General features: G+C 63.3%; 13 protein-coding genes. 8 read left to right on the top strand and 5 right to left on the bottom strand.

All coding sequences use genetic code 11. The features are described from left to right. The first annotated feature begins 49 nt into the window (after positions 1-49). Together PYR64_RS13870 and PYR64_RS13865 are read left to right on the top strand one after the other, a co-directional pair. Positions 50-706 carry an SDR family oxidoreductase gene (locus tag PYR64_RS13870; RefSeq protein WP_018776748.1) on the top strand — a complete coding sequence of 219 codons (657 nt, stop codon included), beginning with the start codon at positions 50-52 and terminating at the stop codon, positions 704-706. Positions 707-834: 128 nt separating this feature from the next. After that, positions 835-2,406: a Na+/H+ antiporter gene (locus tag PYR64_RS13865; protein ID WP_039242464.1), complete on the top strand. Its 1,572-nt coding sequence runs from the start codon at positions 835-837 to the stop codon at positions 2,404-2,406. Positions 2,407-2,474: 68 nt separating this feature from the next. Here PYR64_RS13865 and PYR64_RS13860 read toward each other — a convergent pair whose 3' ends face one another. After that, positions 2,475-3,704: an ROK family protein gene (locus PYR64_RS13860; RefSeq protein ID WP_110503813.1), complete on the bottom strand. Its 1,230-nt coding sequence runs from the start codon at positions 3,702-3,704 to the stop codon at positions 2,475-2,477. Between the two features lie 279 nt (positions 3,705-3,983). Between PYR64_RS13860 and PYR64_RS13855 the strand changes: the two genes are divergently transcribed. From PYR64_RS13855 to PYR64_RS13835, 5 genes are all read left to right on the top strand, one after another. After that, positions 3,984-5,216, top strand: coding sequence for an extracellular solute-binding protein (locus tag PYR64_RS13855; RefSeq protein WP_275779962.1), 1,233 nt, complete (start codon positions 3,984-3,986; stop codon positions 5,214-5,216). A 24-nt stretch (positions 5,217-5,240) separates the two neighbouring features. Then, positions 5,241-6,185, top strand: coding sequence for a sugar ABC transporter permease (locus PYR64_RS13850; protein ID WP_275775747.1), 945 nt, complete (start codon positions 5,241-5,243; stop codon positions 6,183-6,185). Further along, positions 6,185-7,093, top strand: coding sequence for a carbohydrate ABC transporter permease (locus tag PYR64_RS13845; RefSeq protein ID WP_179128299.1), 909 nt, complete (start codon positions 6,185-6,187; stop codon positions 7,091-7,093). Before PYR64_RS13850 ends, PYR64_RS13845 begins: the two co-directional genes overlap by 1 nt. Positions 7,094-7,171: 78 nt before the next feature. Further along, entirely contained in the window at positions 7,172-8,926 is a 1,755-nt protein-coding gene (locus PYR64_RS13840; protein WP_275775744.1) for a glycoside hydrolase family 13 protein, read from the top strand. Positions 8,927-8,936: 10 nt separating this feature from the next. Beyond that, positions 8,937-9,896 (top strand): aldo/keto reductase, encoded by a 960-nt coding sequence (locus tag PYR64_RS13835; protein WP_275775742.1) that lies wholly within the window; start codon positions 8,937-8,939, stop codon positions 9,894-9,896. Positions 9,897-10,004: 108 nt separating this feature from the next. On the opposite strand, the gene PYR64_RS13830 is transcribed toward PYR64_RS13835, so the two are convergent. From PYR64_RS13830 to PYR64_RS13815, 4 genes are read right to left on the bottom strand one after another with little or no spacing between them, the layout of a single operon-like run. Beyond that, positions 10,005-10,943 carry a TauD/TfdA family dioxygenase gene (locus PYR64_RS13830; RefSeq protein WP_055971613.1) on the bottom strand — a complete coding sequence of 313 codons (939 nt, stop codon included), beginning with the start codon at positions 10,941-10,943 and terminating at the stop codon, positions 10,005-10,007. Between the two features lie 55 nt (positions 10,944-10,998). Next, entirely contained in the window at positions 10,999-11,919 is a 921-nt protein-coding gene (locus tag PYR64_RS13825; RefSeq protein WP_275775740.1) for an ABC transporter permease, read from the bottom strand. Next, positions 11,919-12,806, bottom strand: coding sequence for an ABC transporter ATP-binding protein (locus PYR64_RS13820; protein WP_275775738.1), 888 nt, complete (start codon positions 12,804-12,806; stop codon positions 11,919-11,921). The genes PYR64_RS13825 and PYR64_RS13820 overlap by 1 nt, the downstream gene beginning before the upstream one ends. Positions 12,807-12,808: 2 nt before the next feature. Then, positions 12,809-13,837: an ABC transporter substrate-binding protein gene (locus tag PYR64_RS13815; protein WP_018776737.1), complete on the bottom strand. Its 1,029-nt coding sequence runs from the start codon at positions 13,835-13,837 to the stop codon at positions 12,809-12,811. Between the two features lie 391 nt (positions 13,838-14,228). On the opposite strand from PYR64_RS13815, the gene PYR64_RS13810 reads away from it, so the two are divergent. Beyond that, positions 14,229-15,092: a CoA ester lyase gene (locus PYR64_RS13810; protein WP_018776736.1), complete on the top strand. Its 864-nt coding sequence runs from the start codon at positions 14,229-14,231 to the stop codon at positions 15,090-15,092. Positions 15,093-15,107 lie beyond the last annotated feature (15 nt).

Raw genomic sequence — 15,107 nt, 5'->3', positions numbered from 1 at the left:
CCGCAGATGTTGTCTGCGGGGTTTTTCGTTTATGGGACACAATGGGTCCATGAGCCGAATCGCGATTATTGGCGGCCACGGGAAAGTGGCCCTGCATCTGTCCCGGATTCTTAGTGGTGAAGGTCACGACGTCACGTCGTTCATCCGCAATCCCGACCACGTGGCGGATGTCACGGAGACGGGCGCCTCCGCCGAGGTGCTCGACGTTGAAAATTCGACGACGGCGGAACTCGCCCAAGCGCTCCGGGGCCATGACGCCGTGGTCTGGTCCGCAGGCGCAGGCGGAGGCAATCCTGCCAGGACATACGCCGTGGACCGGGACGCTGCCATCCGTTCCATGGTCGCCGCGGCAGAAGCGGACGTCCAAAGGTATGTCATGGTTTCCTACCTCGGTGCTTCCAAGGATCACGGGGTCCCTCCGGAGAACCCCTTCTTCGCCTACGCGGAGTCCAAGGCCGCGGCCGATGACTACCTGCGCGGCACTGAGCTGGACTGGACTGTTTTGGGCCCTGGCACCCTGACGGACGACCCCGCCACCGGCCTGATCGAGCTGAACCCGGAAAATCCGGGCGAGGGCACCGGGACCTCCCGGGCCAATGTTGCGCTCGTCGCTGCGGCCGTCCTGGAACTGCCCGGGACCGTTGGACGTACCATCCCGTTCAAGGACGGGACCGAGGACGTGGTGGACGCCCTCACCAAGGACTGACACCCGGACCGGTTCCCCTCATGGGTGGGCTGCGGTCGGGGGAAGGCCTGTGCCTCGGGATATGTTGGTAGGGAACTTTTCCGGTGTTGCCCGGGGAAGGGCCTTACACCATCCGGGGAAGCAGGAACATGGATCAGCTGGCGCTCATAGTCGGATTGCTGCTTGCAACGGTGGTTGCTGTTGGCCTGGGGGACCGGCTCCGGCTTCCTTATCCGGTCCTGATGCTGCTCCTTGCGGTCGCGCTCACCTTCATTCCGGGCTTCCCCGAGTTTGAAATTTCGCCGGAACTGATCCTGCCGATCTTCCTTCCTCCGTTGCTGTTCGCCACGGCGCAGAAGAGTTCGTGGGCGGTGTTTCGGGTGCGCTGGCGGACACTGCTGCTGCTGGCCGTTGCCCTGGTGGTGGTCTCCACTGCTGCGGTGGCCGGTGCTGCCTGGCTCATGATTCCGGGCATTGGAATCCCTGCTGCGATCGCATTGGGTGCCATGGTGGCGCCCCCCGATCCCGTGGCAGTGGAGTCCGTGGCCGGGCGGGTGCATATGCCGCGCCGGCTCGTGACGGTCCTGCAAAGCGAAGGCCTCTTCAACGATGCCGCAGCCATCGTGATCTTCCAGGCCGCCGTGGCCGCCACGATGTCCGGCAAGGAAGTGGGCCCGGAGGTGATCCCCCAGTTCGTGCTGGGCGCGGCACTGGCCGTGGTGATCGGCATTGCCATGGGCTTGCTGACCCGGTTCATCACCAAGCTGGTGACTTCCATGGTGGCCCGCAGCGCCGTGACCTTGGTGGTTCCTTTTGCGGCGTATATCCTCGCCGAAGAGCTCCACGCCTCAGGTGTGGTGGCCGTCGTCGTCACCGCTTTGGAACTGCAGCGCCATGCGCGTCCGCAGGATGCCGCTGAGCGCGTCACCAGGACGGCGTTCTGGGACGTGGTGGAGCTGCTCGCCACGGGCCTTGCCTTCGGCCTGGTGGGGCTGGAAATCCGCCAGGTCATCCGGGACGAAGGAACAGCCATCTTCGGGATGATCGGGATGGCGGTTGTCATCTGTGTTCTTGTTTTCGTGGTGCGGTACCTATGGCTTGGGCTGCTTGCCCTGACGGCCCGACGGCGGCGCAACCTCCTGCAGCCTACCTCGCCCAAGGAGGTGCTGATCCTGACCTGGTGCGGAATGCGCGGGCTTGCCACGTTGGCGCTTGCGTTGGCACTGCCGCTGACGTTGCCTGATGGCAGCGATTTCCCGGCCCGGCACGAGATCCTGGTCATTTCCTGCGCCGTGCTTCTGGCCACCCTGGTTCTTCCCGGGCTAACCCTCCCATGGCTGATGCGGGTTCTGGACGCCACGGAGGACGGCTCCCATGAAAAGGACGCAGCCAAGGAGCTGGCCAAGCGGGCCCAGTCTGCCGCAGTTGCCGCGCTCAAGGAGCACGATCTCATGAAGGAACTTCCGCCGGAGAAGGTTGCCTTGATCAAGGAGAAGATGCGGCGTCTCCACGCCGAACTGCTGGACGGCACCTTGCGGAATGAATCGGCGGCCGAAAAGCGCAAGCGGGGACGCGAACTGTCCATCGCCGTGCAGACCATTGCCCTCGATGCGGCACGCCAGGAAGTGGTGGCAGCCCGCAACGAATTGGGGACCGACCCCGAGGTCGCGGACAGGGTCCTGCGTCAGCTGGACCTGCGCACCATGTCGATGCCGGACTAATCGGCCACTCTGTTTTTCGGCGCTTTATGTGTCGACGCTTAGTGTTTCCGCGCTGTATGTGTCGACGCTTAGTGTTTCGACGCCGGGTGTTTCGGTAAGGACGCCGGGTAAAGGTCCAGGGCGTGTTCCTCTACGTAGTCCAGGGCGTGGCGGATTGCGCCAAGCGACACGATCCCGTCGCCCAGGACCGAGGCAGCCAGCCGCGGGGGAGTAAAGGTGAAGTCCGGCAGCTGCTTGGCAATGCCAGGAAGCAGAGCTTGGGCCGAGGGTGCCACGCCGCCTGCAATGACCACCAGCTCAGGGTTGACCAACGTGGCGATGGAACCGATCACCCGGGCCATGCGCCCTGCCACGCGCTCCAGGGCCTTCAAAGCGGCGTGGTCGCCGTCGGCCGCTGCCTTGAAGACCATTTCAGCGGTCAGTGCGGCGGGATCGTGGCCGCAGAGTTCGCCCAGTACCGAGTTGTCCCCCGGCGATTCAAGGGCCTCCTGTCCCCAGAGCACTGCGTAGTGGGCTATTCCGTAGGTGTCGCCGACGCCGTCTACGTTTTCGAGGAACCCGAGCTCCCCGAATCCGCCACGCTGGCCGTGCAGCAAGCGGCCGGACTCCAGGATGCCGGAACCCAGCCGGTCGCCGGCCAGCATGACCACCAGGTTGTCCACGCCTTGGGCTGTGCCCTGCCATCGCTCGGCCAACGCGGCCAGGTTGGCATCGTTTTCCAGGAGTACTTTCCATCCATGCCGCTCGGAGATGATCCCGCGGACATCGAAGGACTTCCAGAATTCCTGGGCGGTCAGGACTTCCCCGTCACGGCTGACCGGGGCAGCAACTCCGACGGAAACGGCCAGTACGGAGTCCGCTGTCGCGCCCGCCTTCTCCAACGCGTCTGCTGCGATCTTGTCCAGGACATCGGCACGCTCATCGGCGCCCACGGTGTCCGTCCGGAAGGACATGGTGACTTGGGAGAGTGGAGTGCCGGCCATGTCAGCCACGATCGCGGTGATCTTGTTGGCGCCGATGTCGATTCCGATCACGGTGGCCGCGCTGTCGTCGAAAACGAAGCGTCGGGCCGGCCTGCCTTTGACGTATTCCCCGGCTCCCCGCTGGTTCTCCAGTTCCTGGAGCCACCCGAGCCTGACCAGTTCGTCGCAGATGGAGATGACCGTGGCGCGGGAGAGCCCGGTGGACGCCATCAGTTCCGTGCCTGTCACCACTCCGGCGCCGCGCATGGCCTTGAGCATCGCGCCGGCATTGACCCGGCGGACGAGTTGGGTGGACGGAGCAGTTCCGGTCAGCATTCCGACTCCCGATGGATGAGGAAGCCGCCCATCGGAGTGACGGGACGGTGCATCTAAATTTAGTGCATAAATTTAGATGACAACACATTTCGTCCATCACTTGACGCTGTGGCGCCCATCACCCAACATTATCGATGGGTTATAAATTTATCACCTATCAAAAGTTGGGGACGAGGCCGCGGCCGGCCACTCCGCCATGGCATGGAAGCCATCCGGAGTTCCCGCGACGAAAGGACTACGGAGTCTGTGAAAGCAACGCGCAGGAAACGCCTGGCGGCGATGGTTTTGGGGTTGGCCCTCCTGGCCGGTCTCCTCTCGGGCTGTACCGGGGCACCAGGCAAGGAGACCATCCGCTTCACCTTCAGCAAGCGGGAGGCCATCGGCTTCATGACCAAGCTCGTCGCAGACTACAACGCCTCCCAGGACAAAACCGAGGTAGTACTGGACACCTCTGGCGTGGACGTCGTTTCGGCCAGCTTCGTCAGGGGCAACCCGCCGGACGTGGCCTTGGCGAACTACAACATGGAGACTTCCCGCTTCGTGCAAAGGGGAGCACTCAGTGACTTGTCCGGCACTGAAGCTGCCGGCCGTATCCGTGGGGACCTCCAGCCGCTTATGGACCAGTACGGTTCCTATCCCGGCCGCACCAGTGCATTGCCGTACTCGGTCATGGCGTCCTCGGTGATCTACAACAAGGAGATCTTCGCAGCGCACAACATCGCCGTGCCCAGGACCTGGAGCGAACTGATCGCAGCTTGTGAAGCCCTGAAGGCAGCGGGTGTCACCCCCTTCTACGCCACGTGGAAGGACGACTGGACGATTGCGCAAGGATGGTTCGACTACTCGGTGGGCGGCCAAGTGGACACCCTTGACTTCTTCAAGAAGCTCGACGCCGAAGGCACCCGGGTGGGGCCGGATTCATCGGCGTCCTTCCAAAAGGATTTTGACCAGCCCGTGGGGAAGATGCTGACGCTGGCGCAGAACTACGTCAACAAGGATGCCGCGAGCCGGGCGTACGGGGACGGCAACCTCGCGTTCTCCCAAGGCAAGGCGGCCATGTACCTGCAGGGGCCCTGGGCGTTCAGTGAAATTGCCAAGACGGCCCCCGGCATGGACCTGGGTACGTTCCCCTTGCCGATGACCGAGGACCCCCAGGATCTGCGCGTCCGCGTCAACGTCGACCTTGCGGCCTGGATCCCGGAAGCGTCACAGCACAAGGAAGCCGCGCGCGACTTCCTGGAGTACCTCTACCGTCCTGAAGTAATCGACTCCTACAACGCATCGCAGCTGGGCTTTGCGCCCACCAAGGATTCCGCCAAGGCCACCGACCCCCGGGTTGCGGGAATGGTGGAGTACTACGAGCAGTCCCGCGTGTACCAAGGCCCATCGGTGCTGGTTCCGCGCACCATCCCCATCATGAACTACACGCAGGCAATCGTCTTCGGCGCATCCCCTGCATCCACCCTCCGCACACTCGACGCAGATTGGGCGCGGCTGGCGTTCCGCCAGTAGTGCAGATTCCAGGGAGTCAGACACATGTCCAGCATGACCACGTCATCCACATCCACCACGTCCGGCCAAGGGCAAGCCCGCCGGCAAAAGGCCGGCCCCGCACTGTGGAGCAAGCGCCGGGTGGAACCCATCTTCTACTTCTTCCTGGTGCCGAGCCTGGTCCTGTTCACCCTGGCCATCACGGTTCCCGGCATTATCGGCATCTTCTTCAGCTTCACCGACTCCATCGGAATCGGGGACTGGGACTTCGTCGGCCTCACCAACTACATCGCGATCTTCAGTGATCCTGCCATCCTGCAGAGCTACCTGTTCACGTTCGGTTTTTCGATCGTCACGGTAATCGCCGTCAACCTGGTTGCCTTCCTGCTGGCTGTGGGACTGACCGCGCGCATCCGGATGAAGACAGCACTGCGGACGGTCTTCGTTATTCCGATGGTGGTCTCCGGCATCATCATCGCTTACGTCTTCAACTTCCTGTTCTCGAATTCCCTGCCCGCGGCCGGCGCTGCGGCAGGAATCCCGTGGTTGGAAAACAGCCTGTTGGCCAACCCGGACCGCGCTTGGATCGCGGTGGTGCTGGTGACTGCCTGGCAGGCCGTTCCGGGAGCATTGCTGATCTACATCGCGGGGCTGGTGGCCGTGCCGGGGGATGTCTACGAGGCCGCCGAGATCGATGGTGCCGGAAAGTTCCAGCAGCTGACAAGGATCACGCTTCCACTCGTTGCCGGCTATGTGGTAATCAACGTCATCCTCGGTTTCAAGGGCTTCCTGAACGCCTTCGACATCATTGTGGGGCTGACGAACGGTGGCCCGGGAACCTCCACCAGAAGCATCGCCATGACAGTGATTGCGGGCTTCAATGGCGGGGACTACGCCTACCAAATGGCCAACGCCACGATCTTCTTCGTGGTCGCCATCCTGATCTCTCTCCTTCAGCTTTCGCTGACTCGCGGACGGAACGCACTCTGATGACCACTCAAGCCACCCTCACCATTGATGACACCCAACGCGGGACCGGTACCCGGACCGACCGGCGGAAGAAAGCTGTTCCGTCCCCGGAGCGCGTCAACTGGCCGGCAACCACCATCCTTGTGCTGTGTGCGGTGACTGTCCTGCTGCCCCTGTATGTGACGATCTCAATGGCCTTCAAGACCCAGGGCCAGGCAGTGGACGGCAACGCATTTTCCCTTCCCGCACCGTTCAGCATTGACGGCTTCGTCCAGGCATGGACCTTGACGAATTTCCCGGTGGGCGCTGCGATGTCGTTGCTGGTCACGGCGGGGACCGTCGTGGCCACCATCGTCCTGGCTGCCTTTGCCTCATATGCAATCGTGCGCAACTGGGAACGCCGGTTCTTCAGGTACTCGTTCTTCTACCTGCTGGGTGCCATGTTCATTCCGTTCCCGGTGGTTGCCCTCCCGCAGATCCAACTCACGGGCCGCCTCGGACTGGACAACCCTTTCGGCGTCATCCTCTTGGCTACCATGTTCCAGCTGAGCTTCAGCGTGCTGCTCTTCACGGCGTTTCTGCGTTCAATCCCCATGGAACTTGAAGAGAGCGCCAGGATTGACGGAGCCACCACGTGGCAGACCTTTTGGAAGCTGATCTTCCCGCTCCTGGCACCCATGAGCGCCACAGTAGGGATCTTTGCCTTCCTCTATGCGTGGAATGACTTCATGATGCCGTCGCTGATCATTTCGGATCCGGCGCTGCAGACGCTTCCGGTCCGGCAAAACCTGTTCCAGACCCAATTCAGCAACAACTACCACGTGTCTTTTGCCTCGTACCTGATGGCGATGGCACCGGCAATCATCGCCTACCTTTTCACGCAGAGGTGGGTCATGGCCGGTGTCACCCAAGGCGCCGTCAAGGGCTAGACCAAATGTTGACCTTCCGCGACCGGCGTTTCATACTGGTCCCGGAGCTAAATTTAGATTCTAAATCAAAGGAGTTTCGTGAGCACCTCCGCCACTCAGGCACACCAAACCGACGCAGACCGCATGTCCGATCCCAACTGGTGGCGCCAGGCGGCTGTCTACCAGATCTACCCGCGTAGCTTTTATGACGCGAACGGAGACGGTCTGGGCGACATCAAGGGCATCACGGCCAAGGTTCCCTACCTGAAGGAACTGGGGATCGACGCCGTCTGGCTGAGCCCGTTCTATCCGTCAGCGCTCGCCGACGGCGGATACGACGTCGACGACTACCGCAACGTGGACCCGAAGCTCGGGACGCTCGAGGACTTCGACGAGATGGCAGCTGCCCTGCACGCAGCCGGCATCAAGATCGTGGTGGACATCGTTCCCAACCACTCCTCCGACCGTCACGAATGGTTCAAGGAAGCCCTGGCATCGCCCAAGGGCTCAGCGGCTCGCGAACGCTACATCTTCCGTGACGGCAAGGGCGAGAACGGCGAGTTGCCGCCGTCGGACTGGGACTCGGTGTTTGGCGGACCCATCTGGGAACGGATCACCGAACCCGACGGCACCCCGGGGCAGTGGTACCTGCACATCTTCGCCAAGGAGCAGCCGGACTTCAACTGGGAGAACCCGGAGATCCGGGAGGACTTCCTGAAGACCCTGCGCTTCTGGTCGGACCGCGGCGTGGATGGTTTCCGCATCGACGTAGCCCACGGCATGGCCAAAGACCTTTCCGAGCCGCTGCCCATGAAGGCGGACCTTGAGGCAAAGGCCCACGGCACCGACGGCTTCATTGACGGTTCCCACCCGTTCTGGGACCGCGACGAAGTCCACGAGGTGTACGCCGAGTGGCGCAAGCTTTTCAACGAGTACAACCCGCCGCGCACCGCTGTGGCCGAGGCCTGGGTCCACGAGTCCCGCCGTGCCCGTTACGCCAGCCCGGAAGGTCTCGGCCAGGCATTCAACTTCGACCTGCTGCAGTCCGACTTTGATGCCGCGTCGTTCAAGAAGATCATCACGGACAATCTGGTGGCCGCCAAGGAGTCCGGAGCTTCATCCACGTGGGTCTTCTCCAACCACGACGTCGTCCGGCACGCCACACGCTACGGCCTGCCCAAGGGTGGTTCCGTGGCGCAGGGAACCAACGCGGCGCAGGACATCACGGGCGGAGAGCCCAAAGGCCAGGACGGAAAAGGCTGGCTGCTTGCCGGCGCGCCGGCCGAGGAGCTCGACGTCGAACTCGGCTTGCGTCGCGCCCGCGCCGCGACGCTCCTGCTGCTTGCGCTTCCGGGCTCCGCTTACCTGTACCAGGGGGAGGAACTGGGCCTTCGCGAAGTAACGGAAATCCCCGACTCCGAACGCCAGGACCCGTCGTTCTTCAGGAACCCGGGCGTGGAGATCGGCCGCGATGGTTGCCGTGTCCCGTTGCCGTGGACTGCGGAGGGCTCCTCCTTCGGCTTCGGTACCGGCCAGGCGCACCTGCCCCAGCCCGAATGGTTCGCGGACTACGCCGTAGCAAAGCAGGAAGGCGTCGAGGGTTCCACCCTGGAACTGTACCGGCGGGCACTACGCCTGCGCAGTGAACTGCAAACGGATGAAGAACTCGAGTGGGTGGAGACCGGCAACGCCGAGGTGCTGCACTTCAGCCGGCCCGGCGGATGGCACACGGTCACGAACTTCGGCGGGGAACCGGTTGACCTGCCGGAAGGTGAGCTTGTCGTCGCAAGCGGTCCGTTGGACAACGGAAAGCTGCCGTCCGACACCACGGCCTGGATCGTTGCCAAGGCCTAAAGGAGCCACATTGACCAATGCGAACGGGCGGGGACGCCTCATCTATGGCTGCATGGGGCTCGGCGGTCCTTGGGACGGCACGTCCTACGGTGCTGCCGAGATTGACCAGGCCGCCGCCGTGATGGACGCTGCACAGGGCATCGGGATAAGCCTTTTCGACCACGCGGACATTTACCGCAACGGAAAGTCCGAGGCCGTGTTCGGCGAAGTCCTCGCCCGTTCGCAGGGTCTGCGCGAAAAGATCACGCTCCAAACCAAGTGTGGAATCAGGCTGGGGGAGCGGGGCCTGCAAACGCACTACGACCTGAGCCGTGAAGCGATTCTCGAACGGGTCAACGAAAGCCTGAAACGCCTTCAAACGGACTACGTGGACGTCCTGCTCCTGCACCGGCCGGATCCTTTGATGGACGCGCGCGAGGTAGCTGACGCCGTCGGGCAGTTAATGGCCGAAGGCAAGGTGCGGCAATTGGGTGTGTCCAACATGTCCGGCGCTCAGATCGCTTTCCTGCAGGATGCGCTGGAGACTCCCATCGTGGCCAACCAGCTTGAAATGAGCCTGCTTCGCAGCGACTGGCTGGAGAGCACCGTGCTGGTCAATCATCCCGGGGATGCGGGCTACAGCTTCCCGCATGGGACCTTGGAGTACTGCATGTCCCACGGGATCGAGCTGCAGGCCTACGGTTCCATGGCCCAGGGGCGTTATACAGGTGCGAAGTCCGGTGACCTGTCCCTGGCTGAGTCGGCAACAGCGACGATGCTCGAAGAACTGGCCGGCGTGCACGGCACAACCCCTGAATCGGTGCTGCTTGCCTGGCTGATGAAACACCCGGCCCGCATCTCGCCGGTGGTTGGAACGACCAATCCCGCCCGGATCACAGCGTGCGCCGACGCCGCCGCCGTGGCCAAGGACATGACCCGGGCCCAGTGGTATGGCCTGTGGACAACGGTGCGCGGAAGCAACCTCCCCTAACCCGGACTGACCTTAACCCGGACTGAGTCGCAGCCGGGATCGCTCCCGGCGTTCGGAACGATCCCGACTGCGACTCAGCCGGGTTAAAACAGCAACACATACAGGCCCCTACGAAACGGCAGGCGCAGTCACCGGAGCGACCACGGAGTACGTGCTTGAGTCGCCCTGGAGCGCCTGGCTCGGCTTGCCTTCGATGCTGAGCGGGATGTCACCGGCAATGGTCACCCGGTTGAGCTTGCGCGGCTGGCCGTCGTAGTTGTCCGGTGCGTAGTGCTGTGTGATGCGGTTATCGAATAGGACCACCTGGTTCGGCTCCCAATTCACCCGGACCACGTTCTCCGGACGTGTCACATACGCCTGCAGCAGACGGATGATGTCCTTCGATTCGGTGTTGGACAAGCCCACGATCCTGAGCCGTTGCGCGAAGCCCCCAATGAACAATCCGCGCTCGCCGGTCAAAGGGTGGACCCGCACTACAGGGTGGGCCGTCTCGAACTTCAGCCGGGTGAATTCCTTGCGGCGTTCCTCGGCGTTCTGGTGTTCCAGGTTCTTGGGCACCGAGTAGTCGTAATCGTTGGTGTGGATGGCCCACAGGGAATCGGCGAAGGTGCGCAGCTCATCGGGGAGGTCCTGGTACGCGCCGGCCGAGGACGCGATCAGGGTCTCGCCGCCATAGGCGGGCAGGTCGATGCTGCGCAACGTGGAAGCCTGCGGCGGGTTGACCACGAAAGTGACGTCCGTGTGCCAGTTGTTGGCCGAGCCGTTCTCGCTGTCCACGGGAAGGACGTTCTCTTCGCCCTCCACCGATGCCACTGTCGGGTGCGCCTTGGTGAGCGGGCCGAAGTGCGAAGCGAACTTCACCTGTGCCTCATCGCTGAGGATGTTCGCCTCCCGGAACACCAGCGCCTTGTGTTCGTTGAGCGCTGCCCGGATCTGCGCAACAGTGTCCTCGCTGAGGTCTCCGCTGATGTCCAGCCCGCGGATTTCGGCGCCGATGCGTGAACCGAGTTTGGCGAATTCGAGCTTGGTTTCGGTAATGACGGTCATGGTTCTGTTTCCTTACTTGTTGTGATGGTTGCGGCGGATGCCGCGGGGGTGGTTTCTAGGAAGCTGCGGCGCCCACGGCGGTCCGCCAACGGGAGAAGTGCCGTTCAAGTCCGACCAGCAGGAAGTTCACGCCGAGTCCCAGCAAGGACACCGTGAGGATGCCCGCGTACATGTCCGGGATCAGGAAGCTGCTCTGCGCGTTCACGATCAGGTAGCCCAAACCGGCCTTGGCGCCCACCATTTCAGCAGCAATCAGGACCAGGATGGACGCGGTGCCGGCCATGCGGATGCCCGTGAAGATCGTGGGAACGGCAGAGGGCAGGATGACCTTCTGGAACAGCCGGAAGCTGTTGAGTCCCAGCGACCGCGCAGCCCTGATCAGCAGCGGGTCCACGGTCTTCACACCGGCGATCGTGTTAAGGAGGACCGGGAAGAACGCAGCGTACGCCACGATGCTGATCTTGGATTCCTCGCCAATGCCCAGCAGCAGCGTGAACACCGGCAGCAAGGCCAGCGCTGCCGTGTTCCTGAACAGCTCCAGCAACGGGTTCAGCACCGAGTTCAGTCGTCCGTACCAGGCGATGAGGAGGCCCAGCGAAACGCCCGCCACCAGGGCCGCGCCGAAGCCGGCTACCGAGCGGGTCAGGCTGGCCGCGATATGGCCCTGGATGGTCCCGGATTCGAACAGCTTTCCCCACGCCAGCAGGACCTCATGCAGCGGAGGCAGGAACACCCGCGTCGATGGACTCGCCAAGTACGTCGGCCCTAGCTCCCACAGCGCCAGGAACGCCAGGATCGCTGCGGACTTCCACAAGCCCGAGCCCAGCGCCGCGGTGACCCGCCGGACCCGGCCGGCTGCCGGCGTCGAACGTTCCGTGTGGGGGTCCTGCGTGCGGGAAGGTGCGACGGCCTTCCTCGCACCGGTCACGACGCCGGCCTGGGGTGCCGCTTCTTTTTGCGTAAGCGTGGTGGTCATCAGGCTGCGCTCCTTTCGGGGATGGCGGCGGGTTCGTCAGGGGCGCTGCCGTCGGGCAGGATCTTGCGGTGGCCTGCGTCCTGTGCCCGGCGGACTTCGTCGTGCAGCAGGGTCCATACCTGATGGCGGTGCTCCACGAAGGCGGGGTGGGAACGGATGTCCTCGTCGCCCTCCCGGTCCGGGATATCGATGTCCACGATTTCCTTGAGGCGTCCCGGGCGGGCGCTGAGCACGGCAACGCGCTCGCCGAGGTACACGGCTTCGTCGATGCCGTGGGTGATGAACACGATCGTCTTGCCCGTGGCCTTCCAGATCCTGAGGAGCTCGTCCTGGAGTTGCTCGCGGGTCTGCGCGTCCAGGGCTGCGAACGGCTCATCCATCAGCAGCACATCCGGCTCGTAGGCCAGGCTCCGGGCGATGGCTACACGCTGCTTCATACCGCCGGACAGCTCGTGCGGGTAGCGGTCCTCGAAGCCCGCCAGGCCCACCAGCGCCAGGTACTCGCTGGCTTTCGCGGCGCGCTCACGGCGGTTCAGTTTCCTGCCATCCGGGCCGGCTCCTTCAAGCCCGATCGACACGTTGGCCGAGGCCGTGCGCCAAGGGAACAAAGCGTACTGCTGGAACACCACGGCCCGGTCCTTGCCCGGTCCGGTTACTGCCTTGCCGTCCACCAATACCTCTCCCGAGGTGGGCGTGGAAAGCCCGGCAAGCAGGTCCAGAAGTGTGGTCTTGCCCGAACCGCTGGGCCCCACCAGGGTCAGGAATTCGCCGTCGCGGACATCCAGGCTGAGGGAATCGATGGCTGTGAGCGTCGTCGCGGGAGTGGACTTCGAGGCCCGGACCGTAAATTGTTTGCTGACATTCCTGAGGCTGATCTTCGCGGTCATGGTCATCCCTTCTTCGCAGCGGCGAGATCGTTGAAGTCGTTGGTGTAGTACTTGGACGGCGTCAGCTTGTCCTTGACGATTCCGGCCGAGTTCAGCCACGCCTCCCACCGCGTGAAGTCCTGGTCCTGGATCACGCCTGCATCCGGCACGCCGGGGCTCTTCCAGAACTTCAGGTTTGCCGTGCTTTCGTTGCGTCCGCGGCTTTCGATGATCTTGGTGAACCGGGCAATGACTTCATCACGCGGTGTTTCCGCAGCCCACTTGATGGCCTTGGCAACGCCCGTGGTGAAGGTGCGTGTGGTGTTCGGGTTCTTTTCAATAAAGTCGCTGCGGAGGACGATCTGGCCGCCGGCGAAGTTGCCGAAAAGTCCAACATCGCTGAACAGGGACCGCAGGCCGCCGGCCTCAATGGCCCGGTCCTGGAGGACACCGCCCAGGGTGCCCGCATCCACCTGTCCGCGGCGGATTGCTTCTTCCGTGTCGTTGGGGGCCAAAGGAACCAGCTGGACCTGCTTGATCTCGTCCTGGCTCAGGCCGTTCTTGGTCAGGTAGCTGTTGATGACGGCTTCATGGTGGGCGCCAAGGGTGTTGACCGCGATCTTTTTTCCGATCAGGTCACGGGGTTCCTTGATGGAGCTGTCCGCCTTGACGTAGTAGCCGCTGAAGGTTTTCTCATCCGAACCGTAGTAGTTGACCACAGCCTTGACGGGGGCTCCGGCCTCGATCAGCTTGACTACCGCGCCGGAGAAAGCGCCGCCGAAGTCTGTCTGGTTCGTCGCAGCGGACTGGATGTCCTGGGGACCGCTGGTGGTGTTACCCACCCAGTCGAGTTTCAGGTCGCCCAGGTATCCGAGGTCTGCCGCCAGTTCGGGGAAAGTCACGTTGTTGGCCGAGCCCTGGTACCGAAGTTCTTTGACTTCGTTGCCAGGCTGGCCGCCTTGTCCGGCTTCGGCTGCACCGCCGCAGCCGCTCACCGTCAGCGCTAGTACGACGGCGGCCGCGACGCTCAGGAGGGGCAGATGCAGTTTCATGGGAGCTACTTTCGATGGGTTGGGGTGGGTTGGGTTGGGTGTCGGGTGAGCCGGCTAACGCAATGGCCGGGGACCTTGCGCAACGGCTTGGGAACGATGAAAGCCCATGGCGACGGCGTGTGGGAAGTGGCGCGGTAACGCCCGGAAACGCTGCGAAACAGCCCGAAACGGGGCGAAATCCTGAGCCACGTCCGGCAATCGGAGGACTCAAAGACGCCGTATTGAGTCCCGTGAACAACAGCGACAGGTGCGCCTGAAATGACTGGCGCGGACCGCCGTCGGACGTTCATACTGCGGGACTCCACAGTCATATGGGGTTTAGTTCGTATTGATCCTCACAAGGAGGCCGAATTCTTCGCCTAGCGGGCGGCAGGGCAGATACGGTAGATACATGACGTCTAGCATCGCCGCCGAATCCATTCGGCCCACCCGCAACATTCCCGCCGACATCGCCCGCTCATGGCTTCTTGTGAACGCGATGAAAACGGAGCTTTTCGACGAATCCGCGGGTTCGCGCGCTGACGCCATCATTCTTGACATCGAAGACGCCGTGGACCCGTCCCAGAAGGATGCTGCACGCGAGAACGTGGTGAACTGGCTGACCGCAGGTGGCCAGGCCTGGGTCCGCATCAACGATGCCACCAGCAAGTTCTGGGCCGACGACCTCGCAGGACTGCGCGGAACTCCCGGCTTGCTCGGCGTGATGCTGGCCAAGACCGAGTCCGCCGACCAGGTCACCGAGTCCTACCACCGCATGGACGGCAAGACTCCCGTTATTCCGCTGGTTGAGTCCGCCCTCGGCATTGAGGAAGCCAACAACATTGCCCGTGCGCAGGGAGCATTCCGGCTCGCGTTCGGTTCGGGCGACTTCCGCCGCGACACCGGCATGGCGGCCACCCCGGAAGCCATGGCGTACCCGCGGGCCAAGCTCGTCGTCGCCAGCCGCGTCGGCAACCTGCCGGGACCGATCGATGGCCCCACCGTCGGCACCAACCACCCCATCCTGCGCGAGCAGACCGGCATCACCGTGACCATGGGCATGACCGGCAAGCTTTGCCTGGCCATTGACCAGACCACTGTGATCAACGAGGTCATCAGCCCCACGCCGTCCGACGTCGCCTGGGCCACCGACTTCATGAACGACTTCGAAGCCAACGGCCGCGTGATCCGCGACGGCTCCGACCTCCCGCGCCTGGGCCGCGCCGAGAAGATCATGAAGCTCGCCGTCGCCTTCGGAGTCCAGCCTTCGCTGTAGGCATGCCGGTCAGGT

It is taken from the genome of Paenarthrobacter sp. Y-19 (assembly GCF_029223985.1).
Taxonomy (GTDB): domain Bacteria; phylum Actinomycetota; class Actinomycetes; order Actinomycetales; family Micrococcaceae; genus Arthrobacter; species Arthrobacter nicotinovorans.
The sequence above is the reverse complement of the archived record's forward strand: the minus strand, read 5'-3'. Positions and strand labels throughout refer to the sequence as shown.